This window comes from Streptosporangium sp. NPDC002524, from assembly GCF_040295985.1.
GTDB lineage: Bacteria > Actinomycetota > Actinomycetes > Streptosporangiales > Streptosporangiaceae > Streptosporangium.
In genome coordinates this window covers 1-26,160 of the sequence record NZ_JBEOWK010000010.1, presented here as the reverse complement: position 1 = coordinate 26,160, position 26,160 = coordinate 1, and the positions used below count along the sequence as shown (strand labels likewise).

The window sequence follows — 26,160 nt, the reverse complement described above, 5'->3', positions numbered from 1 at the left end:
GATTCTAGGGACCCGGCTCGGCGGGACGTGCCGTGGGACGGCCGTTGCGGGCGGGCCCGGATTTGTCGGCGGGGTTGGCTAAGTTCGGGTCCGTGATCGAACGGTGGAACCGGGATCAGGTGCTGGCGCTCGCGCCCGACGCCTCCTCCCAGAAAGCGGCCCGGGGCATCTCCGCCCCCGGCAAGTGGTCGGGGTCCGGAGCCACCGCCGACGCGGTGTGGGGCGAGTGCGCGGGCAGCGGCTCCAAACCCTACCGGGCGTGCGTCGACCTGTCCGAGCCCGCCTACCGGTGCAGCTGCCCCAGCAGGAAGTTCCCCTGCAAACACGCTCTCGGCCTGCTGCTCCTGTGGTCGGCCGACGGTGTCCCCGCCGCCGAGGAGCCCGCCGACTGGGTGGGCGAGTGGCTCGACGGGCGGCGCGGCCGCGCGGCCAGGGCCGCGGAGGCGGGGGCGGCCCGCGCGGCCAGGGCCGCCGAGCCCGGTGCCGCCGACGGCCGCAGGGCCGCGCTGCGCGAGCGGCGGGTGACCGCGGGGCTGTCGGACCTGGAGCGCTGGCTCGCCGACCAGGTCAGACAGGGCATCGCCGGGTCACGGCGCCACGACCAGTGGGACGACCTGGTCAAACGCCTGGTCGACGCCCAGGCGCCCGCCGTGGCGGGCTCACTGTCCCGCCTCGGCGCCGTGCTGGACGGCGACGACTGGCCCGCCCGCCTGCTCGGCGAGTACGCGCTGCTGCACCTGCTCTGCGTGGCCCACCGGCGTCTTTCCGTCCCGGCCGGTGCCGGTGACTCCGCCGATCCCGGTGACGCCACGGCTCCGGGTGACGCCACGGCTCCGGGTGACGCCACGGCTCCCGGTGATGCCACGGCTCCCGGTGACTCCGCCGCTTCCGAGGGCTCCGTCGCTTCCGAGGGCTCGGGAGAGGGGGCACCGGAGGGGGCCGCCGGGGGCGCCGGTCACCCGGCGGGAGGCAGGGAGGCGCCGGACGGCCGGGGAGCGCCGGACGAGGGGGCGTTCCGGGACACGGCTCCCGCCGGGCTTCTCGAAAGGGTGCGCGACCGGATCGGTTTCCCGGTGACGAAGGAGGAGGTGCTCGCCCGCGACGGCGTTCGCGACCTGTGGGACGTGCTGGGGCGGCGCGACGAGGAGCACGACCGGCTGATCGCGCGCCGGGTCTGGCTTCGCGGGCGCGCGACGGGCCGGGCGGCCCTGGTGCTCTCGTTCGCCCCGGTCGGGCAGGCCCTCGACGCCTCGCTCGTCACCGGCACGACCATCGACGCCGACCTGGCGTTCTATCCCGGCTCGGCCCCGCTGCGCGCGGTGGTCGCCACCCGTCACGATGCCGCTCGCGGCGGAGCCGTCCAGCCTGACGCCGCTCCTCACGACCCCGTTCCGGACGACCCCGCCGGGGATGGGGGTGCCGACGGCGACTCCGTCCGGGGTGGGCGTGTCAGCGCCGTCCGGGACGGACGCGCCGACGACGCCTGGGACGAACGTGTCAATGACGACGCCGTCCGGGACGAAGGTTCCGGCGACGACGCCGCCCGGGACGAACGTGTCGGTGACGACGCTGTTCGGGGCGAAGGTGTCGGTGACGACGCTGTCCAGGACAAACGTGCCAGTGACGACGCCGCCTGGGGCGAAGGTGTCAGTGACGACGCCGTCCGGGGTGGGCGCGTCGGTGACGACGTCGTCCGTCACCGTGTCGCTCCGGCCGGGCCGCCGCCAGGCGTGACTGTGGAGCAGGCTCTCGACGAGATCGCCGAGGCCCTGGCCGGTGACCCCTGGCTCGACTCCTGGCCGCTCGTGCTGGAGGGGGTGACTCCCGCGGGGAGCGGTTCGCGGCTTCTGACCGGGCCCTCCGGCGGGCTGCCGCTCCACCCGTCCGCGGGCACCCCGTGGCGGCTGGTCGCCACCTCGGGGGGCCACCCGCTGACCGTGGCCGCCGAATGGACCCCGAGGGGTCTGCGCCCCCTCACGACCTGGGACGAGGAAGGCCGGGTGATCGTCCTATGACCTCCTCCGCCGAATGGGAGGATCTGGTGTCCACCGCGCTCGTCGGGACCGACCGGCGTCCCCTGCCCGGTCAGGGGGCGAGCGAGGTCGAGCTGCTCGGGCGCGCGGCCGTGCACACGCTGCGGATGCGCGCGGGGCGGCGGCCGGTCGCGCCGGGGGAGCTCCCGGCCGTGGCCCCGCCCGAGGAGCGGCCCGCGGTCTCGCGCGCCGCGGGCGACCGGCTCGCCCGCATCCTCGGCGGCGAGCAGCCGAGACTGCTCGCCGAGTGGCTGGAGACCGCGGCCGCGCGCGGGCACCGCCTCTCACCGCACCTGCTGCCCGAGCTTCTCGACCACGCGGCCAAGGACCGGTCGATCCGCCCGCACCTCGGCGTCCTCGCCGGAAACCGGGGGCGCTGGCTGGCCGGGCTGAACCCGGCGTGGGGCTTCCTGCTGGAGGAGGTCACCGGGGTCGCCGGGATCGCCGGGATCGCCGGAGTCACAGCCACCGGTTCCGGCGGGGCCTCCGAGGTCTGGGAGTTCGGCACCTCCGGCGACCGCCGCGTCCACCTGGGGGCGCTGCGGGCGGCCGACCCGGCGAGGGCGAGGGAGCTGCTCGCCGCCACCTGGGAGAAGGAGACCCCCGACGACAGGGCGGCGTTCCTGGAGGCGCTCGGCACCGGGCTCTCACCCGACGACGAGCCGTTCCTGGAGGCCGCGCTCGACGACCGCCGCCGGGAGGTCCGCAACCAGGCCGCCGACCTGCTCACCCGGCTGCCCGGATCGCGGCTGGCCCTGCGGATGGCCGAGCGCGCCGCCCGGTACGTCACCGTCGTCGGCGGCGAGATCCACGTCGACCCGCCGGTGGCCTGCGACAGCGCGATGGAGCGCGACGGCGTACGGGCCAAGGCGCCCCGGGGGATCGGCGAGCGGAGCTGGTGGCTGCAGCAGACCGTGGCCCGCACCCCGCTCGGAGTCTGGTCCCGGCTGCTCGGACGGCCGCCTCGCGAGCTCGTCCGGATGAGGATCGTCGACTGGGGGCGAGAGGTCATGGCCGGCTGGGTGCGGGCCTCCGTCCTCCAGGGCGACCCGGAGTGGGCGCTGGAGCTCTTCGCCTGGGATCCGCTCGCCGACCTGCTGGCCGCGCTGCCCCGCGACAGGCAGGAGGTCGTCGCGGCCGACTTCGTCCGGCGGCACGGCCTGGACGGTCAGCTGATCATGGTTCTCGGCGGGGCCGCGGCCCCCTGGGGGCCCACCCTGGCCACGGCCGTCCTCCAGAAGATCATCGAGGTTTCCGGCTCCCAGCCGTGGAACCTCGGGGAGCTGGCGAGGCTCGCCGGCGAACGCATCGACCCCACCCTGCACGGCATGGCCGGGCGGCTCTCGCCGGAGCCGTCCATCCAGGAGGTCGCCGCCCTCCTGCGTTTCCGTGACGACATGTTGAAGGAGCTCACGTAGTGACAACGGTTCTGCGGGCCCATGCCGAAGACCAGTACGCCGAGGAGCTGGCGATCCTGGCCAAGGGCGACGACCGCGCCCGCCCGCCGGGCTGGAAGCTGTCGCCCTGGGCGGTGACCGCCTACGTCCTCGGCGACGGTGACCAGATCACCCCCAAGTACATCGGGCCTCGGCGCATCGTCGAGGTGGCCGTGGCGACGCTCGCCACCGACCGCGCGCTGCTGCTGCTCGGCGTGCCCGGCACCGCGAAGACCTGGCTGTCCGAGCACCTGGCCGCCGCGATCAGCGGTGACTCCACCCTCCTGGTGCAGGGAACGGCCGGCACCGCCGAGGAGGCCGTCCGCTACGGCTGGAACTACGCCAGGCTGCTGGCCGAGGGCCCGTCCATGGAGGCGCTCACGCCGAGCCCGGTGATGCGGGCGATGGCCGAGGGGCGGCTCGCCCGCGTGGAGGAGCTGACCCGCATGCCCTCCGACGTCCAGGACGCGCTGATCACCGTGCTGTCGGAGAAGACGCTGCCGATCCCCGAGCTCAACCGGGAGGTCCAGGCCGCGCGCGGTTTCAACATCATCGCCACCGCGAACGACCGCGACCGCGGCGTCAACGAGCTGTCGAGCGCGCTGCGCCGCCGGTTCAACACCGTCGTGCTGCCGGTCCCCGCCACCGCGGAGGAGGAGGTGGACATCGTCTCCCGGCGGGTCGGCCAGCTCGGCCGCTCCCTGGAGCTGCCCGAGACCCTCACCGGCCTGGAGGAGATCCGCCGCGTCGTCACGGTCTTCAGGGAGCTGCGCACCGGCGTCACCGAGGACGGCCGCACCAAGGTCAAGTCCCCCAGCGGGACGCTCAGCACCGCCGAGGCCATCTCCGTCCTCACCAACGGCATCGCCCTGGCCGCGCACTTCGGTGACGGGGTGCTCCGCCCCTCCGACGTGGCGGCGGGCATCGTCGGCGCCGTGATCCAGGACCCGGTCTCCGACCGCGTGGTCTGGCGCGAATACCTGGAGACCGTGGTGCGCGAGCGCCAGGACTGGCGCGACTTCTACCGGGCCTGCCGTGACGCGGGCTGAGGCGGCGGCCCCCGGGACGGGCACGCTCCCCGCTCCCGCGCTCCCGGTCCCTGCGCTCCCGGTCCCTGCGTTCCTGGTCCCTGCGCTCCCGGTCTCTGCGTCCCCGGCTCCCGCGCTTCCGGTTCCTCCGTCCTTGGTCCCCGCGTGCCCGGCTCTCGGGCTTTCGATTCCCGCGTTTCCGCTCTCCGTGCTCGGGGTCCCCGTGCTCCCGATCCCCGCACTCCCGGTTCCCGCGTTTCCGGTTTCCGTGCTCACGGCTCCCGCGTTCTCCGCTCCCGCTTCGCCGGTGGCGGTTTCCCGGCCGGGCGGGAGGCGCGGATGAGTGTCTCCGTGCTGGGCATCCGGCACCACGGCCCGGGGTCGGCGCGTTCCCTGCGCGACGCGCTCGAACGTCTCAAGCCGGACGTCGTGCTCATCGAGGGCCCGCCCGAGGCCGACGAGCTGGTCACGCTGGCCCGTGATCCTGACCTCCAGCCGCCGGTCGCGTTGCTCGCCCACGTGCCGGGCGAACCGTCCACGGCCGCGTTCTGGCCGTTCGCGGAGTTCTCGCCCGAGTGGCAGGCGATCCGCCACGCCGTCGCGGCGGGCGTCCCGGTCCGGTTCTGTGACCTGCCGGCCGTGCACAGCCTCGCCTCCCGGCCCGGCGCGAGCGGTCACACCGAGCCGGGGAAGCCCGGTGACGCCGGACCCACGGAACCTCAAGGGGGAGAGACACCGGGGGGTGCCGGGGAGCGGGGGCCGGACGCGAAGGTCCCCGGCTCTCCGGGTGAGACGACCGAGGGTGGTGACACGACCGGTGGTGAGGAAGACGACGACACGGACGACGTCGCCCCGGAGGCCGTACGCATCGATCCGATCGGGGCTCTCGCCCGCGCCGCCGGATACGACGACCCGGAGCGTTGGTGGGAGGACGCGGTCGAGCACCGTGGCGACACCCCGTTCCACATGATCGCCCAGGCGATGGAGGCCGTTCGCGAGGGGCACGTCGCCGACGAGTACGAGGCACGGCGCGAGGCCTTCATGCGGCGCACGATCCGCAGGGCGGTCAAGGACGGGTTCGAGCGGATCGCCGTGGTCTGCGGAGCTTGGCACGTCCCCGCGCTGGCGGGCACGGCGCGCGAGGGCGCGCCGTGGGGAGCCGGGCTGCCCACCGTGAAGGCCGACGACGCGCTGCTCAGGGGACTGCCCAAGGTCAAAGCCGAGATGACCTGGGTGCCGTGGACGTACGGGCGGCTCGCCGCCTGGAGCGGGTACGGCGCGGGAGTGGCCTCTCCGGGCTGGTACCACCACCTGTTCGCCTCCCCCGACCGGCCGGTCGAGCGGTGGCTGACCGGGGCGGCCGGGGTGCTGCGCGAGGAGGACCTGCCGGTCTCCTCCGCGCACGTCATCGAGGCGGTACGGCTCGCGGAGAGCCTGGCCGTGCTCAGGGGACGGCCGCTGGCCGGGCTGGCGGAGGTCACCGAGGCGGTCAGGGCGGTGCTGTGCGAGGGCGACGACCTGCCGGTGGAGCTGATCCAGCGGCGCATGGTCGTGGGGGAGCGGCTCGGCCAGGTGCCCGACGCCACCCCGATGGTCCCTCTCCAGCGCCACCTGCGCGAGGAGCAGCGGCGGGTGAAACTCAAACCCGAGGCGCTCGACCGGGAGTACGACCTCGACCTGCGCAAACCGCTCGACCTGGAGCGCAGCAGGCTGCTGCACCGGTTGCGCCTGCTCGGCGTCGGCTGGGGCACTCCCCAGGAGAGCCGGGGCAAGGGCACCTTCCGCGAGTCGTGGTCGCTCGCCTGGCGGCCCGAGTTCGACATCGACCTGATCGAGGCGGGTGCCTGGGGCACGACCGTCCCCGCGGCCGCCGCCGCCCGCGTCCGCGACCTCGCCGACGGGGGAGGGACGTCCGGCCAGGCCGTCCGGGGCCGAGCGTCCGGCGGTGCGTCCGGTCCCGGAGGAGGTCCTGGAGGAGGTCCTGGAACGGCCGGTCCCGGAGGAGCCGGGCCGGGGACGGCCGGTCCGGGAGGGAGCGGGCCGGGCAGGACCGGTGGGTCCGGTGGGTCCGGTGGGTCCGGAGGCATGTCCGGCGGCGGTGGGTCCGGCGGCGTCACGCTGGCCGGGCTCACCGGCCTGGTGGAGCGCTGCCTGCTCGCGGACCTGCCGGAGGCGCTGCCGTACGTGCTCGACGCCCTGTCGGAGCGGGCCGCGCTCGACGGAGACGTCACGCACCTGATGGCCGCGCTCCCCGCGATGGTCCGCGCCCAGCGCTACGGCGACGTGCGCGGCACCCCTGCCACCGGTCTGGCCACCATCGTCGAGGCCATGCTCACCAGGATCTGCGTCGGCCTCGGCGGGGCCGTCACCGGTCTCGACGACGACGCCGCCCGTGACCTGATCCGCCACATCGACGCCGTCCACACCGCCGTCGCCCTGCTCGGCACCGGGCCCGCCCGTCCGGGCGGTTCCCGCGCACCCGCTGCTTCCGGGGAGATCGACGACGGCTCCGGGGAAAGGGGCGTGTCCGAAGGAGCGGGCGCGGACGACTCGCGGGTCCTGGGAGGGGCGGGCGCGGACGACTCGCGGGTCCTGGGAGGGGCGGGCGCGGACGACTCGCGGGTCCTGGGAGGGGCGGGCGCGGACGACTCGCGGGTTCCGGAAGGGACGGGTGTGGACGGTTCGCGGTGCCCGGGAAGGGCGGACGTGGACGACTCGCGGGTCCTGGGAGGGGCGGGTGCGGACGACTCGCGGGTTCCGGAAGGGACGGGTGCGGACGGTTCGCGGGTTCCGGGGGGAGCGGGCGCGGACGGTTCGCGGGTTCCCCGGGGAGCGGGCTCGGATGACTCGCGGGGCTCGGGAGGTTCGGCCGGTTCCGGGGAGGAGACGCCGCAGGGGCGGTGGCTGGTGGCGCTGCGCGGGGCCTCCGGCCGCGCCGACCTGCACGGGCTCATCGAGGGGCGGCTCACCAGGATCCTGCTGGACGCCGCCGACCTCGACACGGCCGAGGTGGGGCGGCGGATGTCGCGGGCGATGTCGGCGGGGCACCCGCCGGCGAGGGCGGCCGCCTGGATCGAGGGGTTCCTGTCCGGGGGCGGGTTGCTGCTCGTGCACGACCCCCGGCTGCTCGGGCTGGTCGACGAGTGGCTCACCGGGCTCGCCCCGGAGACCTTCGTCGACGTGCTGCCCCTGCTCCGCAGGACGTTCGGCGCCTTCGCCGCCCCGGAGCGGCGCTCGATCGGCGCGCGCGTCCGTTCGCTGGGAGCGGGCACCGGCGGCCCGGCGCCGGACGCTGAGGACTTCGACGAGGAGCGCGCGGCGGCGGCCGTACGGACAGTGCTGGCGATTCTGGGGCCGACGATCGCGGAGCCGACGACTTCTGGAAGGACGGGCAGTGCCGATGGATGAGAGACTCCGCCGCTGGCGGATGGTCCTGGGCGGGGACGCCGACGGCACCGGGTGCTCGCTCACCGGGACCGACGCCCAGATGGACGGCGCGCTGGCCGCGCTGTACAACGGCGGCGAGGGTTCCGCCGAGCGGAGCGCGGGCCTGGGCGCCTCCGCGCCGAGGGTGGCGCGCTGGCTGGGCGACATCCGCTCCTACTTCCCCTCGACAGTCGTCCAGGTCATGCAGAAGGACGCCGTCGAGCGGTTGAACCTGACCCGGTTGCTGATGGAGCCGGAGATGCTGGACGCGGTCGAGCCGGACGTCCACATGGTCGGCACGCTCCTGTCGCTCAACCGGGTGATGCCCGAGAAGGCGCGCGAGTCGGCGAGGGCGCTGGTGCGCAAGGTCGTCTCCGAGCTGGAGCGGAAACTCGTACAGAAGACGAAGGCCGCCGTGACCGGTGCCCTGGACCGCTCGGCCAGGACCCACCGGCCCAAGCGGGCCGCCGACATCGACTGGGACCGCACGATCCGGGCCAACCTGAAGAACTACCTGCCCGAGCGCAACACGGTGATCCCGTCCAGGCTGGTCGGGTACGGCAGGCGGCAGCGGGCGGTCCAGCGCGAGGTCGTGCTCTGCATCGACCAGAGCGGGTCGATGGCCGCCTCCGTCGTCTACTCCAGCGTCTTTGGCGCGGTGCTCGCCTCGATGAGCTCGCTGAGGACCTCGCTGGTCGTCTTCGATACGGCGGTCGTCGACCTCACCGACCAGCTCCACGACCCGGTGGAGCTGCTGTTCGGCACCCAGCTCGGCGGCGGCACCGACATCAACCGGGCCATCGCCTACGGCCAGGGCCTCATCACCCGCCCCAACGACTCGATCTTCATCCTGATCAGCGACCTCTACGAGGGCGGCGTGCGGGAGGAGATGCTCCGCAGGGTCGCCCAGATGACCGCGGCCGGTGTCCAGGTGATCGTGCTGCTCGCGCTCTCCGACGAGGGCGCGCCCTTCTACGACCACGACAACGCCGCGGCGCTCGCGGCCATGGGGGTGCCCGCCTTCGCCTGCACTCCCGACGCCTTCCCCGACCTGATGGCCGCGGCGATCGAGCGCCGCGACATCGGCCGGTGGGCGGAGCGCAGGCTGGAGCGCACCGCCACCTGATCCCGTCCCGGCGAGGGCGGCAGGGCCACGGGGGCCCGCCCTCGCCGGGACGTCGGCGATCGCGTTCTCGGGTGTTCGGGTGTTCGGATGCTCGCCGATGCCGTCGGTGATCGGCCGCGGGTCACGGAGGCGGCGGTGCGTGTCAGGACGTCGGGGCAGGGCCCGCGCTGCCCTGGGGCCGAGTCGCACGGGCATGTCGCGGAGCCACGGCCCGGACCCGGACGTCCGCGAGGACATGATGGGGGTGGTCCGGTCCGTCGCGGTGCGCTCCGGGTGTGACGACCGGCGGTTGTTCGAGGGAGTCGCTCAGGGGGTGCTCATGCGCGCTCGCGGCATGCTCATTGCGTTCAAGGTGTGCTCAGCGCGCTCATGGGCTCAAGGTGCGCTCAATGTGCTCACGGCGTACTCATGGGCTCAAGGTGTGCTCACGGCCTGCTCAGTGCGCTCAGGGGGTGAGGGCCATCAGTTGTTTGAGGGAGTCGCGCAGGGGTTCGCTCATCGGGCTCGGCCGGAGTGTGGCAGGGTCGAGCCTGACCTGGACCCGGCGGCCCTCGGCGTGCACGACGGTGTGGTCGGCCGACAGCACGCGGAAGCCGTACACCACGCTGGTGGTGCCCATGTGGTCCAGCCAGAAGTGCACCGCGGCCTCGCCCACGGTGTTGATCGGCACGTGGTAGGTGATGGAGAACTCGCGTACGACGAAGAAGATCTCGGCGAAGTGGGGCAGGGTGGGGTCGAAGGGCCAGCCGCGCTCGGCCCAGTAGCCGGACAGGGCTCGTTCGAGAAGCAGGACGTATCGGGCGTTGTGCACGACGCCCATCGCGTCGAGGTCGTCGAAGTGGATCTGGACGGGCTGGACGTGCCCGCTCCGCAGGGTGGTCGTCACATCATTCCTTCGGGAGGACGCCGGGATCGGTCGAGAGGGAGCGGAGCCGTTCGAGGACGGCCGTGCGGGCGAACCGGTAGCTGTTCTCGCGTTTGAGCAGGTGGGCGTGGACGACCACGACCGAGCCGATCGCCTCGATCTCGAAGGCGAGCTGGGCGGGGTCGGTGCCGGGCCGCAGGTCGCCCACCTCGACGGCGATCTCGCTGAGCCTGGCCAGCAGGTTCATCCAGCTGCCGATGGCGTCGGCCACGGCGTCGCGGACCGGGCCGGGCCGGTCGTCGAGCTCACCGTCGACGGCACCGAAGAAGCAGCCGCCGGGCAGCTGTCCCGAGCGGTAGAAGTCGATGCGGCGCTCGTGCAGGGCCCACAGCCTGCGCACCCCGCGGGGGGCGCGGAAGGCGGGCTCGACGATGTATTCGGTCCACTGCCGCCGGGCGTGCTCCACGATCGCCAGTTGCAGCGCTTGTTTGTCGGGCCAATGAGTGAAAAGTCCGGACTTGCTCACGTTGAGTGTCGCGGTCAGCCGGGCGAGCGACAGGCCGTCGAGCCCCTCGACCGAGGCGAGCCGGACGGCGGCGTCGAGCACCGCCTGGCGAGTGCGCTCCCCGCGCTGGAGCCGTCCGTCGATCATGTCTGGAAACTCTAGCAAACAATATGAACGATCGGTCGTTAATATTGTTTCTCACGCATGGAAGCCCGGTCTCGTGCGACCAGACCTTCTCGTGCCCCCGGTTCTCTCGTGCGACTCGGCCCCTCCTGCTACCTGCTGTTTCTGCGCGGTCGTGCGGTCCGCTGTCCCTGTGCGGGCCGGGTTCTCGTACAAGCCGGAGGCCGTGGCGCTAGGGACGCCGCGAACGGGCGGGCCCGTTAGGAGTCCGCCCGTTCGCCGGTGGATGTCAGTGCGTGACCTCCTGCTCGGCTCGCGCCCGCCGGGGGAGGAGGAAGGCGGTTACGAAGGTGACGGCGAGCAGGCCCACCTCGACCCAGATCGTGAGCAGCATCGCGTCCTCCAGGCCCCGGCCCTGCTTGACCAGGCCGAAGAAGAGCGTCCCGATCGCCGCCGTGCCCAGGGCGCCGCCGAGTTGCTGGACGGCGGTGAGCGTGCCGGAGGCCGAGCCGGACTCGTGGGGCTCCACCCCGGCCAGCACGATGTCGAAGAACGGCGCCATGATCAGGCTCATCCCGGCGCCGGTGAGCAGCAGGGCGGGGGCGAGCTGCCAGGGGGTGACGCCCATGCCGGCGAGGTTCAGGGTGAGGGCGACCCCCGTGACGCCCCCGGCCATCGCGACCGCGCCGATGTGGATCAGCCTGCGCCCCACCTTCCGCGCCAGTCCCGAGGCGTTGACGAGGGTGAAGCCGACCAGGGTGCCGATGGCGTTCGGCAGGCCCGCGAGGCCCGCCTTCAGCGGGTCGTAGCCCAGGGCGATCTGGGTGTAGAGCCCGAACACCAGGGAGAAGCCGACCATCCCGGCGAAGAAGACGAGACCGGTCAGCAGGCCGCCGGTGAAGGACCGCTTGCGGAACAGGCTCATCACCACCAGCGGGTCGCCGCCCGCGCGCTCCTTGCGGGACTGGTGCAGGCAGAAGAGCGCGAAGACCGGGACCGAGGCGGCCATCAGGGCGAAGGTCCACGCGGGCCAGTCGAGGTCGCGGCCCTGGACCAGGGGGAAGATCAGCAGGAAGGAGGCGGCCGAGACGAGCCCGGTGCCGGTCAGGTCCAGGCGCGAGGCGCGCGAGGGCTTCGACGCGGGCAGGTAGCGGAGCGCGCCGAGGAGGGCGATCAGGCCGATCGGCAGGTTGATCAGGAAGATCATGCGCCACCCGGTGCCGAAGAAGTCGCCGTCGACGAGCCAGCCCGCGAGGACGGGCCCCGCCACCGTGGACAGCGCCATGACCGGCCCGAACGCGCCGAACGCGGCGGCCAGCTCCCTGGGCGGGAAGACCTCCTTGATGACGCCGAGGCCCTGTGGCACCATCACCGCCCCGGCCAGGCCCTGCAGCACCCGCGCGGCGATCAGCATCTCGGGGGAGGTGGCCAGGCCGCACAGCAGCGAGAACAGGGTGAAACCGAGGGCGCCGACGATGAACATGCGCCTGCGCCCGTAGAGGTCGCCGAGGCGGCCCCCGGTGACGAGGCCGACGGCCATCGCCAGGGTGTATCCGGCGCTGAGCCACTGGATCATGCTCGACGAGCCGCCCAGCTCCTTCTGGATGGACGGCGCCGCGATGATCGTGATCATCGCGTCCATCAGGTCCATCACCTCGGCGGCGAGGACCACGAAGAGGGCGGGCCAGCGCCATCGGTACGGCTCCGCGCCGGTGGGTGAGGAGCCGGTCTCGACCGTGTGTGTCATGGGGGATCCGATCCGGGAGCGTCGATGGCCGAAGAACAGTGTTCGTTGGTTGCGAACACTGTTTTATAAACGAACGCCGTTTGCGTCAAGTACGTCGTTCGTGATTAACGAACGATGTTCGCGGAAAGTACGGTGTTCGCGACCGTGATCCGCCCCGGTATAGGATCGGCGCGTGACCGAGATCCCCGCCCCGCCCTGGCGCAAGACCCGCAAGGTGAGCGCCCCGCGAACCGTCCTGAGCAGGGATCTCATCGTCGCCACCGGGCTGCGCGTCGTCGACGCCGAGGGGCTGGAGGCGCTGAGCATGCGCCGCGTCGCCCAGGAGCTCGGCACCGGCCCCGCCTCGCTCTACGCCCACGTGGCGAACAAGGAGGAGCTGCTCGACCTGATCTACGACAGGGTCATGAGCGAGATCCACGTGCCCGAGCCCGAGCCGGAGCGCTGGCTGGAACAGATCAGGGAGCTCGCCCTCGACGCCTACCGGGTGTTCGTCTCCCACGCCGACATCGCCAAGGTCGGCCTCGCCACCATCCCGACCGGGTTCAACGCGCTGCGGGTGGGCGAGGGGCAGCTGGCCATCATGCTCGCGGGCGGCGTGCCGCCCAGGACGGCCGCCCTGATGATCGACCGCCTCGGCCTGTACGTCTGCTCGGACGCCTACGAGAACTCTCTGTACATCAACCGGCAGCGCGAGAGCGGCATGGAGCCGGAGATCTTCATGAGCGACTTCTTCGGCCAGATCGGCGCGTTCTACCGTAGCCTGCCCGCCGACCGGTTCCCCAACATCATCGCCCAGGTCGACAACCTGATGGAGGGCGACGGGCTCGACCGGTTCGCGTTCGGGCTCGACCTGCTCCTGCGGGGCCTGGCCTCCCACGTCCTGGACGCCGGTCCTACGACCAAGGGCTGATCCGGAGGCCCGATGCGTGCCGCCGCGCGCGGCCCGTACCGTCGACCCATGACTACCGTGATGACCGACGAGCCTCCTGCCGGGATATTCGCCCGGAGTCACCGCGCCCTGACGGTCGGGATGGTGGCCCTCATCTCCCTGGCCGCCTTCGAGTACCTCGCGGTGGCGACGGCGATGCCGGTCGTGGCCGACGAGCTCGACGGCCACGCGCTGTACGGGCTGGCGTTCAGCGGGGCGCTGGCGGCCGGGGTGGTCGCGACGGTGCTGGGCGGGTGGTGGGGCGACCGGCGGGGGCCGGTCGCGCCGCTCTGGACCGGGGTGGCCGTCTTCGCCGCCGGGCTGGTCGTCGCCGGGGTGGCGCCGACGATGGACGTGTTCGTCGCGGGCCGGTTCGTCCAGGGCTTCGGCGCGGGCATCCTGCAGGTCTCGATGTACGTGCTGGTCTCGCGGTCCTACCCGGCGGACCTCCATCCCCGGGTGTTCTCGATCTTCGCGACCGCCTGGGTGGTGCCCTCGATGGTGGGGCCCGCGATCACCGGCGTCGTGGTGGAGAACGCGGGCTGGCGCTGGGTCTTCATCGGGGTGACGGCGATCCTCCTCCCGGCGGCGCTGCTGCTCTGGCGCGGGCTGGCCTCCGCGCCGATGGCGAAACCGGACGCGGAACCGATGGCGGAACCGGACGCGGGACCGATGCCGGGACTGAACGCGGGACCGAACGCGGGACCGGACGCGGGACCGGACGCGCAACCGATGACGAAGCCGAACACGGAACCGGTGCCGGGGGTGACGCCGGGGCCGGAGCGGTCGCCCGGCATCCGGTCCTCGATCGGGCGCAGGCTGGGCTGGGCGCTGCTCGTCGCGGCCGGGGCGGCGCTCATGCAGTACGGTGCGTCGGCGCTCACCGGGTCCGGTGGCACGCACTCGGGTGGCACGGCGCCGGACGGCATGGCCTCCGCCACCGGGTTCGTCCTGCTCGCCGCCGGTCTGGTCATGCTGGTCGCGGCGCTGCCCCGGCTGCTCCCCCCGGGAACCCTGCGCGCGGCGCGCGGCCTGCCCTCGGTGATCTCCCTGCGCGGGATCGCGGCGGGCGCGGCCATCGGCGGCGAGGCGTTCCTGCCGCTGATGCTCAACGAGGAACGCGGCCTGTCGCTGACCATGGCCGGGCTCACCCTGACCGGCGGCGCGCTGAGCTGGTCGTTCGCCTCCTGGGTGGTGGGCCGGTGGCGGTTCGACCGGGTCCTGGTGCTGCGCTCGGGCTCGGTGCTGATCGCCGTGGGCCTCGCGCTGATGGGCCTGACCGTCTTCGCCGCCGTCCCGGTCGCCACCGCCTTCATCGGCGAGATGTCCCTGGGGCTCGGCATGGGCATCGTGTACCCGACGCTGTCGGTGCTCATCCTGGAGCTGTCGCCCCCGGGCGAGGAGGGGGAGAACAGCGCGTCGCTCGGCGTCGCCGAGTCGGTCTACACGGTCGTCGCGGTGGCGATCACCGGAGCGCTCCTGGCGGCCCTCGGCGCCTCCGTCGCCGTCTACGTGCTCTGCTTCGGGCTGACGGCGCTGATGGCGGCCACCGGAGCCCTGGTCTCCGGCCGCGTCCTCCCCCGGGGCTGAGTCCCCCTCCCGCCCCCGGGAGGGAGGCCCGGGAGCGCGTTCCCCCTCCGCGCCGGAGGTGTTCACCGGCCACCGTGGCACCATGGGAAGAACGCCGTTCTTCGCGGTGTTGAGGGGGGAGTCCCGCCTCCGGGCGGGATTCGCGTTTCCAGAGCCCGGGTCGTCCGAGCCTGGGAAGTCGTCGGAGCCCGGCATTCTCCGGGCTCGGAGAGCTCCAGGGGGGTCCATGCCGCGCGTCCGTGAGCTTGAGGTGTTCCGGCTGATCCTGCCGTACGGCAGGCGGCCGGAGAGCATCCTCGTCCGGCTCACCGACTACGGCGGCATGACCGGGTGGGGAGAGGTCGTCGACGCCGACCCCAAGACCTGGGTCGCGCTGGAGGAGGGGCTCGGGCAGGCGCTGATCGGCGTCGACTGGGAGCACCCCGACGAGCTGGGAGCCGTCCCCGGCGGGTCCGCCGCCGACATGGCCTGCTGGGACCTGTGGACGAAGATGCGCGGGGTGCCGCTGGCCCACGCGCTCGGCGGCACCCGCACCTCCCTCATGGCCACCGTCAGGATCGGCGCCGACCGCAACCTGGAGAGCCTGGTCGCGCGGGTGAACCGGCACGTCTGCGCCGGATACGCCCACGTCACCCTGGACGTCCACCCCGGCTGGGACATCGAGCCGCTGCGCGCCGTCCGGCAGGCGTACCCCGCGCTGGGCATCGGCGTGGACGCCCGCGGCGCCTACACCGACGTCGACGCCCTCGAGGCGCTGGACGCCTACACGCTCTCCGTCATCGAACGCCCCTTCGCCGGTCTCGCGAGCCTCGGCGACCACGCCGACCTGCAGGAACGCGTCGCCGCCCCGGTGCTGCTAGAGGTCGCCTCGGCCGCCGAGCTGGACGAGGCGATCACCGCGAGGGCGGGCCGGGCGCTGCTGCTGCGTCCCGCGGCCCTGGGCTCCCTGCGCGAGGTGCGACGGGTGCACGACCGCGCGGTACGCGCCGGATGGGAGATCGCCTGCGCCGGGGGTACGGGCACCGGGCTGGCCCGCGCGGCCACCGTCGCCGCGGCGAGCCTGCCCGGCTGCGGCCTGCCCTGCGATGTGGCCGCGCCACCGCGCAGCGCGCAGATCGTCGACCCGCCGGTCGGCGCCTCGGGGGGCGTTATCGCCGTGCCGCTCACCCAGGCGGGGCTCGGCCACCGCATCGACGAGGACCGCGTCCGCCGCCTGGCCAGGGAGTCGTACTCGGTCTAGCGCGGCCGGCGGCCGCGGTGGTGATCCCGGTCGCCGCCACCTCCCACGGCGCGGCACCGCGCGGTGAGGCCGCGCGGTGGAGGTGTCAGCAGCCGTCCGTGATGCCCTTGGGAGCGCCGGGGTCCGGGGTCCGGGATCCGGCGGTGGCCTTGGGCGTGGCTTTCGGAGTGGCCTTGGGAGTGGCCTTGGGGGTGACGCTGGGGGCGGCGGTCGCGGTGAGGGGGCGCCGGGTGACGGCCGAGGCGCGCAGGGCCTTGGCGGTCACCGTACGGATCTTGCCCCAGTCGGGGTAGCCGGTGTTGATCAGCGGCGGGACGAACTGGACGCTGGTCACCTTCGCGTTCTTCACCTTCACCGCGAGCGGGACCAGATGCTCCAGCATCGGGCGCGGGATGTCGGTGCGCAGCAGCTCCTTGGTGGCCAGCGCGACCTGGTTGAACCGGGACAGCACGGTCGCCGGGTCCGACTGGGAGAGCAGGGCGCCCAGCACGCAGCGCTGGCGTCCCATCCGGGTGTAGTCGTCGCTGTTGGTGCGCGAGCGGGCGAACCACATCGCGTCGGCGCCGCGCAGCTTGCGGGTCCCGGCCTTGACCAGGCCCTCGTCGTACTTGCCGAAGACCACGTCCTGGGGAACCGTCAGCGTCACGCCCCCGATCGCGTCGATCAGCCGGGCGAAGCCCCACATGTTGACGAGGGCGTACCAGTCGATCTTCAGGCCCAGGGTGTAGCCGACGGTGTCGATGAGCGTCTTGGTGCCCTGGCCCTTGCGGCCCCCGAAGATCTCCGGGTGCGAGTCGGCGTACTCCCAGACCGCGAAGAGCAGGTCCTCGCGCGAGCCGTCGGGGTTGGCCGGGAGCCGGAAGCCGGTGGGGAAGCGCTTCGCCATGGGGGAGCCGGGGACGAAACGGACGTTCTCCAGGTTGCGCGGCAGGCTGAGCAGCACGGTGTTGCCGGTTTTGACGTCCACGCTGGCCACGTTGATGCTGTCGGTCCGCACGCCCACCCGGTGGGTGTCGGCGTCGCCGCCGAGCAGCAGGATGTTCACCCGGTTGCGGCCCGCCCACGGGTCCTCCTCGTCGCCCCCGCCCGTGCCGTTCGCGGGGCGCGGGGTGGACGGGGCGCTGAAGACGTCGTTCAGCGCCGACTGCGAGACCGCCGCGTACTGCCCGGCCAGGCCGAACGGCAGGAGCACGGCCACCGCGAGCGTTCCCGCCACGCCTCCGGCGAGCGCCTGCGCCGTACCGGGCAGGGTGCCGGGGTTCATCACCACGAACGAGTGCACGATCAGCGCGAACCAGGCGACACCGAGCACGAGGGAGGCGGCCACCGTGACGCCGGTCAGCTCGGAGGAGGCGATCAGCTGCCCGGCGAGGGCGGCGAGGTCGGAGGTGAGCCCGACCCAGAGCAGGGCCAGCAGCAGCGCCGCGTACGCGCACAGGAGCGCGAGTCCCGTCCTTCGCCATCCGGCGCGCAGGTGCGCGGCGCCCGGGGCGACGGCGGCCAGCGCCGTCCAGCCGATGACCGCACCGACGCCGGGCGGCCTTGATCTGTCCCGCAATTGCTCCCCGTTTCCTCGCGCTTGACCGCCGCACGGAGATGGTAGAGGGGCGAAACCAGGTCGCGGGCGACAAGTTGGTGAACAACTCGGGAAGCTAATGCGCCTATATCGCGTCATTTCTACAGCAACAAGGATCAATCCCGGCTCTACCGGGAGGTCCCCCTATAGCCGGACAATCCGTACGAACTACCCTGACCGTCATGCCCGACGTTCTCGGTCCCGACTACGAGCTCACCGTCCTGCCGATGGCCGATGACGACGAGGGCGCGGTGGTGGCCTCGCTGGTGCGGCGCCGCGCCGCGGAGCCCGCCCGCGGAGCCGTGCTCTACCTGCACGGCTTCACCGACTACTTCTTCCAGACCCACCTGGCCGACCACTTCGTCGCCAGGGGCTTCGACTTCTACGGGCTCGACCTGCGCAAGTACGGCCGCTCGCTGCTGCCGCACCAGACCCGTGGGTTCGTGCGCAGCGTCACCGAGTACTTCCCGGAGATCGACGAGGCGGTACGGATCATCCGCGAGCGCGACGAGCACGAGTACGTCGTCCTCAACGCCCACTCCACCGGGGGCCTGATCGCCCCGCTCTGGGCCGACCGGGTCCGCGGCCGGGGACTGGTCCAGGCGCTGGTGCTCAACAGCCCCTTCCTCGACCTCAACGTCCCCGCCCCCGTACGGGCCGCCGCCGACCTGCTACGGGGGCAGCTGTCCAGGCTGCCCACCCGCGCCGTCCTGCCCATGGTGACCGCCACCGCGTACGGCACGAGCCTGCACCGCAGCCACCACGGCGAGTGGGACTTCGACCTGGAGTGGAAGCCCATCGGCGGGTTCCCGATCCACGCGGCCTGGGTGGGGGCGATCCGCCGGGCGCAGCGCAGGCTGCACGACGGCCTCGGGGTGGACGTGCCGGTGCTGGTGCTCTGCGCGGAGAGGGGCCTGCGGCTGCGCGCCTTCGCGCCCGAGGCCCGGGGGGCCGACGTCGTGCTCGACCCGGGACGGATCGCCCGCTGGTCGACCAGCATCGGCTCGCACGTGACGTGCGTCCGGGTGCCGGGCGGCATCCACGACCTGGTGCTGTCACCGGAGCCGGTCCGCGAGCGCGTCTTCGCCGAGATGGACCGCTGGCTCGACGGCTGCCCCTGACGCCACACACCACGGCCACCGGACCGCCCCGGCGGTGGCGGCCCGCCAAGGGAAGACGGCAGGGCTGCCGGGGTGAGACGGCACGACCCGCCGACGTCCTACCAGTGGCCAAGTCAACCAGCGGCCTACCAGGGGAACGAGAACAGGCCGTAGTAGGCCGCGGCCACCAGCAGCAGGCCGGTGCTGCCCAGTACCCCGGCGATCGCGAAGCTCTGCGGGCGCGAGGGCTCCCAGCCCTCCCGCAGCCCCGACACGACGGCCGCCACGCCCGTGACCTCCTGCAGCAGCATCAGCAGCGCCAGGATCCTGATGACCAGCCACCCGGCGAGCACCGCGGGCCACGCCCCGGCCTGGTTGACAGAGAACAGCACGAGCAGCGTGATGAACGCCACCACCGAGACGAGCAGCCCGACCCCGGTCCACGCCATCCGCCGGAACCGCCGCCGGATCGGTGGCCAGATCAGGACACCGGCCTCCGCGGTCGCCGCCCGGCCGCGTAACCGCGCGGCCATCTCCGCCACCGGCCCGACCACGTAACCGACCACGGCCAGGCAGAGCGTCAGGCCGATCACCGTGCCCCCGGCGTACCAGGGCGCGGCGGGAACGTCGCTCGCCTCCAGGCGCTGCACCGGCGTGGCACCGGCGATGTGCACCGACGGCGTGGCCGTGCCCGGCAGGCCGAGCACCCAGTTGGCCAGCGTCCGCAGGTAGTCGGGGACGAGGGGGCCGCCGTGGAAGCGCATGCCGTGGTCGGCGCGGTCGAGGTAGCGGATCGTGTAGGCGCCGTTGCCGCCCTCGGCGAGCGCGCCGGTCAGCGCCTTGCTGCTCTCCACGAACGGGATCGAGGGGTCGCGCGTGCCGTACAGGGCCAGGACCGGCTGCCGCAGCTCGCGCAGCGCGGGCAGGCCGTCGTAGCGCAGGAACTCCGCGTCCACGGCGCCGATCGCGCGGATGAGCAGCTCGCGCACCCCGCTGGGCGCGTACAGCCGCTGGAGCTGCTCGCCCAGCGCCCACGTCACCTGCCGCATGGGGGAGACGTTGGGGGCCGACACCAGCACGGTGAACCCGACGGCGCCGCTCTCGTTGGCGGCGAGGGGCACCACCCAGCTGCCCTCGCTCACCCCCCACAGGCCCACCCTGGACGGGTCGACGTTGTCACGCGAGCGCAGCTCGTTCACGACGCGCAGGGCGTCGCGGGCGAGGAGGCCGAAGTCGCGCTTCATGAAGTCGTAGCCCACGGTCCGCTTGTCGTAGACGAGGGTGACGATCCCGGCCCTGGCCAGCCACTCGGCCTGGGTCGTGAACTCGCCCCGCACCCCGGGACCCGCGCCCTGCACGAAGATCAGCGCCGGGTGCCGTCCCGGGGTCGTCGGCGCGCGGATCGTCGCTCCCAGCGGCGTACCGTCCTCGGCGGTGACGGTGACGTCCCGCGTGGTGATCTGCCTGTCCGAGGGGACGTACCGGAGCTCGGAGGGCGGCTGGGGAGGGAGGGTCTGGAAGACCGGATCGACGTGCAGCGGGGTCGGGTCGAACGGCGGTGGCAGGGTGTAGCCGACCGTCGCGAGAACCACCAGGATCAGGCCGGAGGCGACGCTCAGGACACCGCGGCCCACCTGGACACTGACGCGATCCCCGATGGTCACTCGCCTCCGCGGTCGTCGATGGTCCGGTATCGTTCCCTACGATCTTCAAGCGTACTCACCACCGGAAGCCCCGGCCAGAGCGGGGGATTCGCGTGACGCGAGTGGCCACATTTATCGCTGAGTCCTGTTAGCTTCGTGCGACATGCGGGTGTTGCACACATCGGACTGGCACCTGGGCCGCTCGTTCCACCGGGAGAGTCTCCTGGCCGCCCAGGGCGTCTTCGTCGACCACCTGATCGAGACGGTCAGGTCGGAGCGTATCGACGTGGTCGCGGTCTCCGGTGACGTCTACGACCGGGCGCTGCCCTCGGTCGACGCGGTCGACCTGTGCAACCAGGCGCTGCGCAGGCTGGTCGACGCCCGGGTGCGCACCGTGCTGATCAGCGGCAACCACGACTCGGCCCGCCGCCTCGGCTTCGGCGCCGACCTCATCGACGCGGCGGGCGTCCACCTGCGCACCGACCCCGCGCGGGTCGGCGAGCCGGTCGTCGTCGGCGACGTCGCCTTCTACGGCATCCCCTACCTGGAGCCCGAGCTGGTACGCGTCCCCTGGGAGCTGCCCGAGCGCACCCACACCGCCGCGATCGGGCACGCCATGTCCCTGGTACGCGCCGACCTCGCGCGGCGCGGCCCCCGCTCGGTGGTCCTCGCCCACGCGTTCGTGACCGGCGGGCGGGGCAGCGACAGCGAGCGCGACATCAGCGTGGGAGGCGTCGCGCACGTCCCGGTGCACGCCTTCGACGGCGTCGACTACGTGGCGCTCGGCCACCTGCACGGCCGCCAGCGGATGAGCGAGACCGCCCGTTACTCCGGCTCCCCGATCGCCTACTCCTTCTCCGAGGCCGGTCAGACGAAGGGCTCCTGGGTGGTCGACCTCGGTCCCGGAGGGTACGAGGGCGCGGAGTTCGTCGAGGCCCCGGTGCCCCGGCCGGTCAGCCGCCTCATCGGCCGCATCGACGACCTGCTGACCGCGCCCGAGCACGCCCGCGTCGAGGAGCACTGGCTCCAGGTGACGCTCGTCGACCGGATCCGGCCCAAGGGCGCGATGGAGCGGCTCCGGGCCCGCTTCCCGCACACGCTCGCCCTGTCGTTCGAGCCCGAGGGCGGGGTCCACGAGACCGTGACCCGCGCCAGGGCGGCCGGGCGCCCCGAGATCGACGTCGCCCTCGACTTCGTCCGCGAGGTGCGCGGCGAGGCCGCCGATCCCGCCGAGACCCGGCTGCTGCGGGAGGCCGTGGAGTTCTCCCGGATGAAGGAGGCGAGGGCGTAGATGCGTCCGCACCGTCTGTGGATCACCGCTTTCGGCTCCTTCCCCGGTGAGGAGCAGGTCGACTTCGACGCCCTCGCCGAGGCGGGGCTGTTCCTGATCCACGGCCCCACCGGCGCGGGCAAGACCACCGTGCTCGACGCCCTCTGCTACGCCCTGTACGGCAGGGTGCCCGGCAGGCGCGACAGCGCCAAGAGCCTGCGCTGCGACCACGCGCCCCCGGGCCGGGGGCCCAGCGTGGCGCTGGAGGTCACGGTCAGGGGCCGCAGGCTGAAGATCACCCGGTCCCCGGCCTGGCAGCGCCCCAAGCTCAGGGGCACCGGCACGACCAGGGAGAACGAGAAGGCCCTGCTCCAGGAGCTCACGCCCTCCGGCGAGTGGGTGGGGCTGACGACCAGGGTCGACGAGGCGGGGGAGTTCGTCGGCACCCTGCTCGGCATGAACGCCGAGCAGTTCCTCCAGGTCGCGATGCTGCCCCAGGGAGACTTCGCCAAGTTCCTGCGCGCCGACGGCGAGGATCGCCGCAGGGTCCTGGAGCGCCTGTTCTCGGTGAAGATCTACGCCACCGCCGAGTCCTGGCTCGCCGACCAGCGCACCGAGGCGTACCGCGAGCAGCAGACCCTCCGCAAGGAGGTCGACTTCGCCGTCAAGCGCCTGGAGGAGGCCGCGGGCCCCGCCCTCCTGACCGCGCTGGCTGATCCCCTTGGGGCGCGGGCCTCCACGGAGTCGGCGGAGTCCGTGGAGCCCGCTGTGTCGGTGCAGTTCGAGCAGCCCGTGCAGTCGGTGGAGCCCGTAAGGTTCGTGGCGTCCGTGGAGCCAGTGGAGCCCGTGGAGCCCGTGGCGTCCGCGGAGGACGACCCGCTGGGGTGGGCCCACGCGCTTGAGGACCTCGCGCGCCTGGAGGCCGCGCGCCTGGGCGGGGCGGGAGCCGAGGGCGAGGCCGCCGTACGACGGGCGCGCGAGAGTTTGGAACGCGGCGCCGCGCTGGCCGACCGCAGGCGGCGGTACGCCGAGGCGCTGACCAGGAGCCGGGCGCTGGAGGAGACGGCCGAGGAACGTGCCGACCTGGAGACCATCCTGGAGGAGGCCGCCGCCGCCGCCCGGGTGCTGCCGCTGATCCAGGGCGCCGAGCAGCGCGCCGAGGCCGCGTCCAAGGCCCACCACCTCGCCGCCGACGCCGTCGCCCGCGCCCTCCCCCTCCTCGATGTCCCGCCCGGTGCCCCCCTCGACCGGTGGGAAGCCGCCCGCGATCGCGGCACCACACGCGGCGGCGCCTCTCGCGGCGGCGGTGACGGTACGGCAGGCGCGGCCTACGGCGACGACGCCCGTGACCACGCGGGTCATGACCACGCGGATGCCGACATCCACGACGACACCCACGACGATGTCCGTGACGACGCCCACGACGACGTCCGCGACCGTACGGACGCCGGTGCGGATCGCCGTCACGCCGTGCTCGGCCACCTGGCCGCGCTGGAGCGCGACCGCCAGAGCGAGATCACCCGCCTGGGCGAGCTGCGCGCCGAGGAGTCACGCCTGGCGGCGATCGTCCAGGAGCGGGAGAGGGCCGCGCGCGAGATCGTCGAGCTGGCCGCCGCGCAGGCGGAGGCCGACGCCCGCCTGGAGGTCCTGCCCGGTCTCCGCCGGGAGCTCGACGAACGTCTCACCGCCGCCCGCCTGGACGCGGCCCGCGTCCCCGCCGCCGAGTCGGCGGTGGAGGGCGCCGCCACCCGTCTCCGGGCGGCCGAGCACCGCGACCGCCTCGCCGCCGACCTCGCCGCCGCCCGCGCCGATCTCGTCACCAGCCTGGCCGCCCTCCCCCGGGAGGTCCGCGAGATCCTCCCCGGAGGGACGCGCGACGGGCTTCCCGGCCGGGCCCGTGACACGCTCGGGACCGGTTCGCACCGTGGCGATACCGATGCCGAGGCCGATACCGATACCGATGTCGATACCGATGCCGATGTCGAGGCCGATCGGATCGCCGGCCCTGCTGAGACCCGTGAGGACTTCGACCCCGAGAAGATCGGCGAGGCCCCCGATCTCAGGGAGATCGGTGAGGACCCCGACCCCGGGGAGATCCGCGAGGTCCTCACCGCCAGGGAGAGGGAGTGCGGGCGGGAGCTGGCCGGTCTGGAGGGGCTGCGGGTCGAGGAGGCCCGGCTGGCCGAGCTCGACGGGCTGATCGCCGCGCTCGACGCCGAGCTCCCGGAGGTGGTCCGCCAGGAGGCCGAGGTCCGCGAGATCCTGGAGGGGCTGCCCGCCGCGTCCGCGGAGGTGTCCGCCCGGCTCGGCGAGGCCAGGGCCGCCGCCGCGGCGATCCCGGCCGCGCGGTCGGGCGCCGAGACCGCCACCGCGGTGCTCGCCGCGGCCCGGCGCCGCGAGATACTCCGCGCCGAGCTGGAGTCGGCGCGCGTCGCGCAGACCGAGGCCACCGACCTCGCCCAGACGCTCCGCGACCGGCACCTGGACATCCGGCAGTCCAGGATCGACGGCATGGCCGCGGAACTCGCCGCCAAACTCGCCCCCGGCCACCCCTGCGCGGTCTGCGGCTCACCCGACCACCCCGCCCCCGCAGCCCCGGCCGACCGGGCGCCCACCGCCGACGACGAGCGCGCCGCCCAGGGCGCCTACGAGGCCGCCCTAGAACGGCGCCAGGCCGCGGGAACCACCGTCACGGCACTCGTCTCCCGCCTCGACGAGGCCCTCGCCGTCGCGGGAGAGGTGAGCGGGGAGGAGGCAGGTGAGGCCCTCGCCGAGGCGGGCCGGAGGCTGGAGGCGCTGACCTCCGCCGCGGGCGCCGAGGAGGACCTCGCCGCCGAGGTCGAGCGGATCGCCGCCGAGCTGGACCGCGCGAGGACCCGGGCCGCGGAGATCGCCCGGCGGCTCACCGAGGGCCACGCCCGCCGTACGGGCTGGCAATCCGAACGCGAGCGCCTCACCGCCCGCCTGGACGTGGCCCGGGGCGCCGACCCCACGGTGCGGGCCCGCCGCGACCGCCTGACGGGGGAGGCCGCGCGCCTGTCCGCCGCGCTCACCGCCGCGACCCGCGCCATCGAGGCCGCCGCGGCCCACCGCGAGGCGAGCGACCGGACCGACCTGGCCGTACGGGAGGCCGCGGGCGAGCTCACCGAGGCGGAGCGGGCACTGGCCGCGCTCCGCGAGTCGGCCGGGGCCGAGCCGGTGCTGGCTGCCGAGGCCGGGCGGATCGCCGCCGAGTCCGAGCGGCTCGGGGAGCGTTCACGCGAGCTCGCGGTCGGGCTCGCCTCCCGCCGTACGAACGTCGAGAGGCTCGGCGCCGACGCCGAGCGGCTGGCCGGGCGCCTCGACGAGGCCCGCGGACAGGACCCGACGCTCGCCGCCAGGCTGGAGCGGCTGGCCGACGAGGCCGAGCTGCTGCGGGAGGCCGTCGAGGCGGTCAGGGACGAGCGGGTCACCGCCGCCGAGCTCGTGACGGCCCGCGACCGGGCGCTGGGCGCCGTCGTCGAGGCGGGCTTCCTCGGGCTCGACGACGCCCGCGCCGCCGTCCGCTCTCCCGCCGAACGGGAGGAGAAGACGACCCGGCTCCGCGAGCTCGCCCAGGAGAGCGCCGCGGTCGCCGCGATGCTCGCCGACCCCGAGCTGGTCGCCGCCGCGGCCGAGCCGGAGCCCGACCTCGCGGGGCTGCGCGACGCGCGGGACGCCGCCGACGCCGCCCACGCCCGCGTGCTGTCCGAGCGTGACCGGGGCGAGGCCCGCCTGGCCCGGCTGGCCGCGCTCCGCACCGAGCTCGCCGCCTGCCTGCGCCGCTGGGAGCCCGCCGACGAGCGGCACCGGCTCACCGAACGGCTCGCCGCCCTGACCGGCGGAAACTCCACCGACAACCGGTGGAAGATGCGGCTGTCGTCGTACGTGCTCGGCGAGCGGCTCGGCCAGGTGGTCGATTCGGCCAACGAGCGGCTCGACCACATGTCGGGCGGACGTTACCTCCTGGAGCACAACCGCGACCGCTCCGCAGGAGACCGGAGCAGGTCCGGTGGCGGGCTCGGCCTGCACATCCTCGACAGCTGGACCGGCGTGGGCCGCGACCCGGCGACCCTCTCCGGCGGCGAGAGCTTCATCACCTCGCTCGCCCTCGCCCTCGGCCTCGCCGACGTGGTCAGCGCCGAGGCCGGGGGAGTGGACATCGGCACGCTCTTCGTCGACGAGGGCTTCGGCACCCTGGACGAGGACACCCTCGACGGGGTCCTCGACATCCTCGACGGCCTGCGCGACGGCGGCCGGGCGGTCGGCATCGTCAGCCACGTCGCCGAGCTGCGCACCCGGGTGCCCGCCCAGCTGCACATCCGCAAGGAACGCCGGGGCTCGACCGTCCGCCAGTGACCCGCTTGCCCCGGACCCTTTGACGCCTCGGGGATGGACGCGTGGTCGGGCAGGGCGCCGGACGCCGGTGCCCTGCCGGTCCCGAGCGGGCCGGCGGCCGGAGCCGAAGCCGCGGCAGGCGCGGGGGGGGCGGCCGCCCCCGCCAGA

16 protein-coding genes and 1 pseudogene are annotated in these 26,160 nt (G+C 73.7%); 12 read left to right on the top strand and 5 right to left on the bottom strand.

The window, feature by feature from the left end; genetic code table 11:
* Positions 1-92: 92 nt before the first annotated feature.
* From ABT053_RS18705 to ABT053_RS18685, 6 genes and pseudogenes are all read left to right on the top strand, one after another.
* The gene (locus ABT053_RS18705) at positions 93-2,015 is read left to right on the top strand and encodes an SWIM zinc finger family protein (RefSeq protein ID WP_350970343.1); all 1,923 of its coding nucleotides are present in this window, start codon (positions 93-95) and stop codon (positions 2,013-2,015) included.
* The gene (locus tag ABT053_RS18700) at positions 2,012-3,451 is read left to right on the top strand and encodes a DUF5691 domain-containing protein (protein WP_350970342.1); all 1,440 of its coding nucleotides are present in this window, start codon (positions 2,012-2,014) and stop codon (positions 3,449-3,451) included. Before ABT053_RS18705 ends, ABT053_RS18700 begins: the two co-directional genes overlap by 4 nt.
* The gene (locus ABT053_RS18695) at positions 3,451-4,518 is read left to right on the top strand and encodes an ATP-binding protein (protein ID WP_350970341.1); all 1,068 of its coding nucleotides are present in this window, start codon (positions 3,451-3,453) and stop codon (positions 4,516-4,518) included. The genes ABT053_RS18700 and ABT053_RS18695 overlap by 1 nt, the downstream gene beginning before the upstream one ends.
* Positions 4,519-4,836: 318 nt before the next feature.
* Positions 4,837-6,942, top strand: a pseudogene (locus tag ABT053_RS18690) (DUF5682 family protein); the annotation flags it as partial.
* A gap of 78 nt (positions 6,943-7,020) precedes the next feature.
* Entirely contained in the window at positions 7,021-7,905 is an 885-nt protein-coding gene (locus ABT053_RS43470; RefSeq protein ID WP_502991807.1) for a DUF5682 family protein, read from the top strand.
* On the top strand, positions 7,898-9,049 hold the full coding sequence (locus ABT053_RS18685) for a VWA domain-containing protein (RefSeq protein WP_350970339.1): 1,152 nt from the start codon (positions 7,898-7,900) through the stop codon (positions 9,047-9,049). Before ABT053_RS43470 ends, ABT053_RS18685 begins: the two co-directional genes overlap by 8 nt.
* 445 nt (positions 9,050-9,494) lie before the next feature.
* On the opposite strand, the gene ABT053_RS18680 is transcribed toward ABT053_RS18685, so the two are convergent.
* The 3 genes from ABT053_RS18680 to ABT053_RS18670 form a co-directional block, all read right to left on the bottom strand.
* Positions 9,495-9,935 carry an acyl-CoA thioesterase gene (locus ABT053_RS18680; protein WP_350970338.1) on the bottom strand — a complete coding sequence of 147 codons (441 nt, stop codon included), beginning with the start codon at positions 9,933-9,935 and terminating at the stop codon, positions 9,495-9,497.
* Position 9,936: 1 nt separating this feature from the next.
* A complete protein-coding gene (locus tag ABT053_RS18675; protein WP_350970337.1) occupies positions 9,937-10,566 on the bottom strand; it encodes a TetR/AcrR family transcriptional regulator in 630 nt (209 codons plus the stop codon).
* Between the two features lie 265 nt (positions 10,567-10,831).
* Complete coding sequence (locus ABT053_RS18670) at positions 10,832-12,289, bottom strand: MFS transporter (protein WP_350970336.1); 1,458 nt, start codon at positions 12,287-12,289, stop codon at positions 10,832-10,834.
* A gap of 172 nt (positions 12,290-12,461) precedes the next feature.
* Between ABT053_RS18670 and ABT053_RS18665 the strand changes: the two genes are divergently transcribed.
* The 3 genes from ABT053_RS18665 (at position 12,462) to ABT053_RS18655 (ending at position 16,047) form a co-directional block, all read left to right on the top strand.
* Positions 12,462-13,199 carry a TetR/AcrR family transcriptional regulator C-terminal domain-containing protein gene (locus tag ABT053_RS18665; RefSeq protein ID WP_350970335.1) on the top strand — a complete coding sequence of 246 codons (738 nt, stop codon included), beginning with the start codon at positions 12,462-12,464 and terminating at the stop codon, positions 13,197-13,199.
* Between the two features lie 48 nt (positions 13,200-13,247).
* Entirely contained in the window at positions 13,248-14,807 is a 1,560-nt protein-coding gene (locus ABT053_RS18660; RefSeq protein WP_350970334.1) for an MFS transporter, read from the top strand.
* A 226-nt stretch (positions 14,808-15,033) separates the two neighbouring features.
* Positions 15,034-16,047 carry an enolase C-terminal domain-like protein gene (locus tag ABT053_RS18655; RefSeq protein ID WP_350970333.1) on the top strand — a complete coding sequence of 338 codons (1,014 nt, stop codon included), beginning with the start codon at positions 15,034-15,036 and terminating at the stop codon, positions 16,045-16,047.
* Between the two features lie 85 nt (positions 16,048-16,132).
* Here ABT053_RS18655 and ABT053_RS18650 read toward each other — a convergent pair whose 3' ends face one another.
* On the bottom strand, positions 16,133-17,605 hold the full coding sequence (locus ABT053_RS18650; RefSeq protein ID WP_350970332.1) for an LCP family protein: 1,473 nt from the start codon (positions 17,603-17,605) through the stop codon (positions 16,133-16,135).
* Between the two features lie 200 nt (positions 17,606-17,805).
* Between ABT053_RS18650 and ABT053_RS18645 the strand changes: the two genes are divergently transcribed.
* Positions 17,806-18,744, top strand: coding sequence for an alpha/beta hydrolase (locus ABT053_RS18645; RefSeq protein ID WP_350970331.1), 939 nt, complete (start codon positions 17,806-17,808; stop codon positions 18,742-18,744).
* 125 nt (positions 18,745-18,869) lie between these two features.
* On the opposite strand, the gene ABT053_RS18640 is transcribed toward ABT053_RS18645, so the two are convergent.
* Positions 18,870-20,387: an alpha/beta hydrolase family protein gene (locus ABT053_RS18640; protein ID WP_350970330.1), complete on the bottom strand. Its 1,518-nt coding sequence runs from the start codon at positions 20,385-20,387 to the stop codon at positions 18,870-18,872.
* A 142-nt stretch (positions 20,388-20,529) separates the two neighbouring features.
* Here ABT053_RS18640 and ABT053_RS18635 point away from each other — a divergent pair, with 142 nt between their 5' ends.
* Positions 20,530-21,657: an exonuclease SbcCD subunit D gene (locus ABT053_RS18635; protein ID WP_350970328.1), complete on the top strand. Its 1,128-nt coding sequence runs from the start codon at positions 20,530-20,532 to the stop codon at positions 21,655-21,657.
* On the top strand, positions 21,658-26,013 hold the full coding sequence (locus ABT053_RS18630) for an AAA family ATPase (RefSeq protein WP_350970327.1): 4,356 nt from the start codon (positions 21,658-21,660) through the stop codon (positions 26,011-26,013).
* Positions 26,014-26,160: the final 147 nt, after the last annotated feature.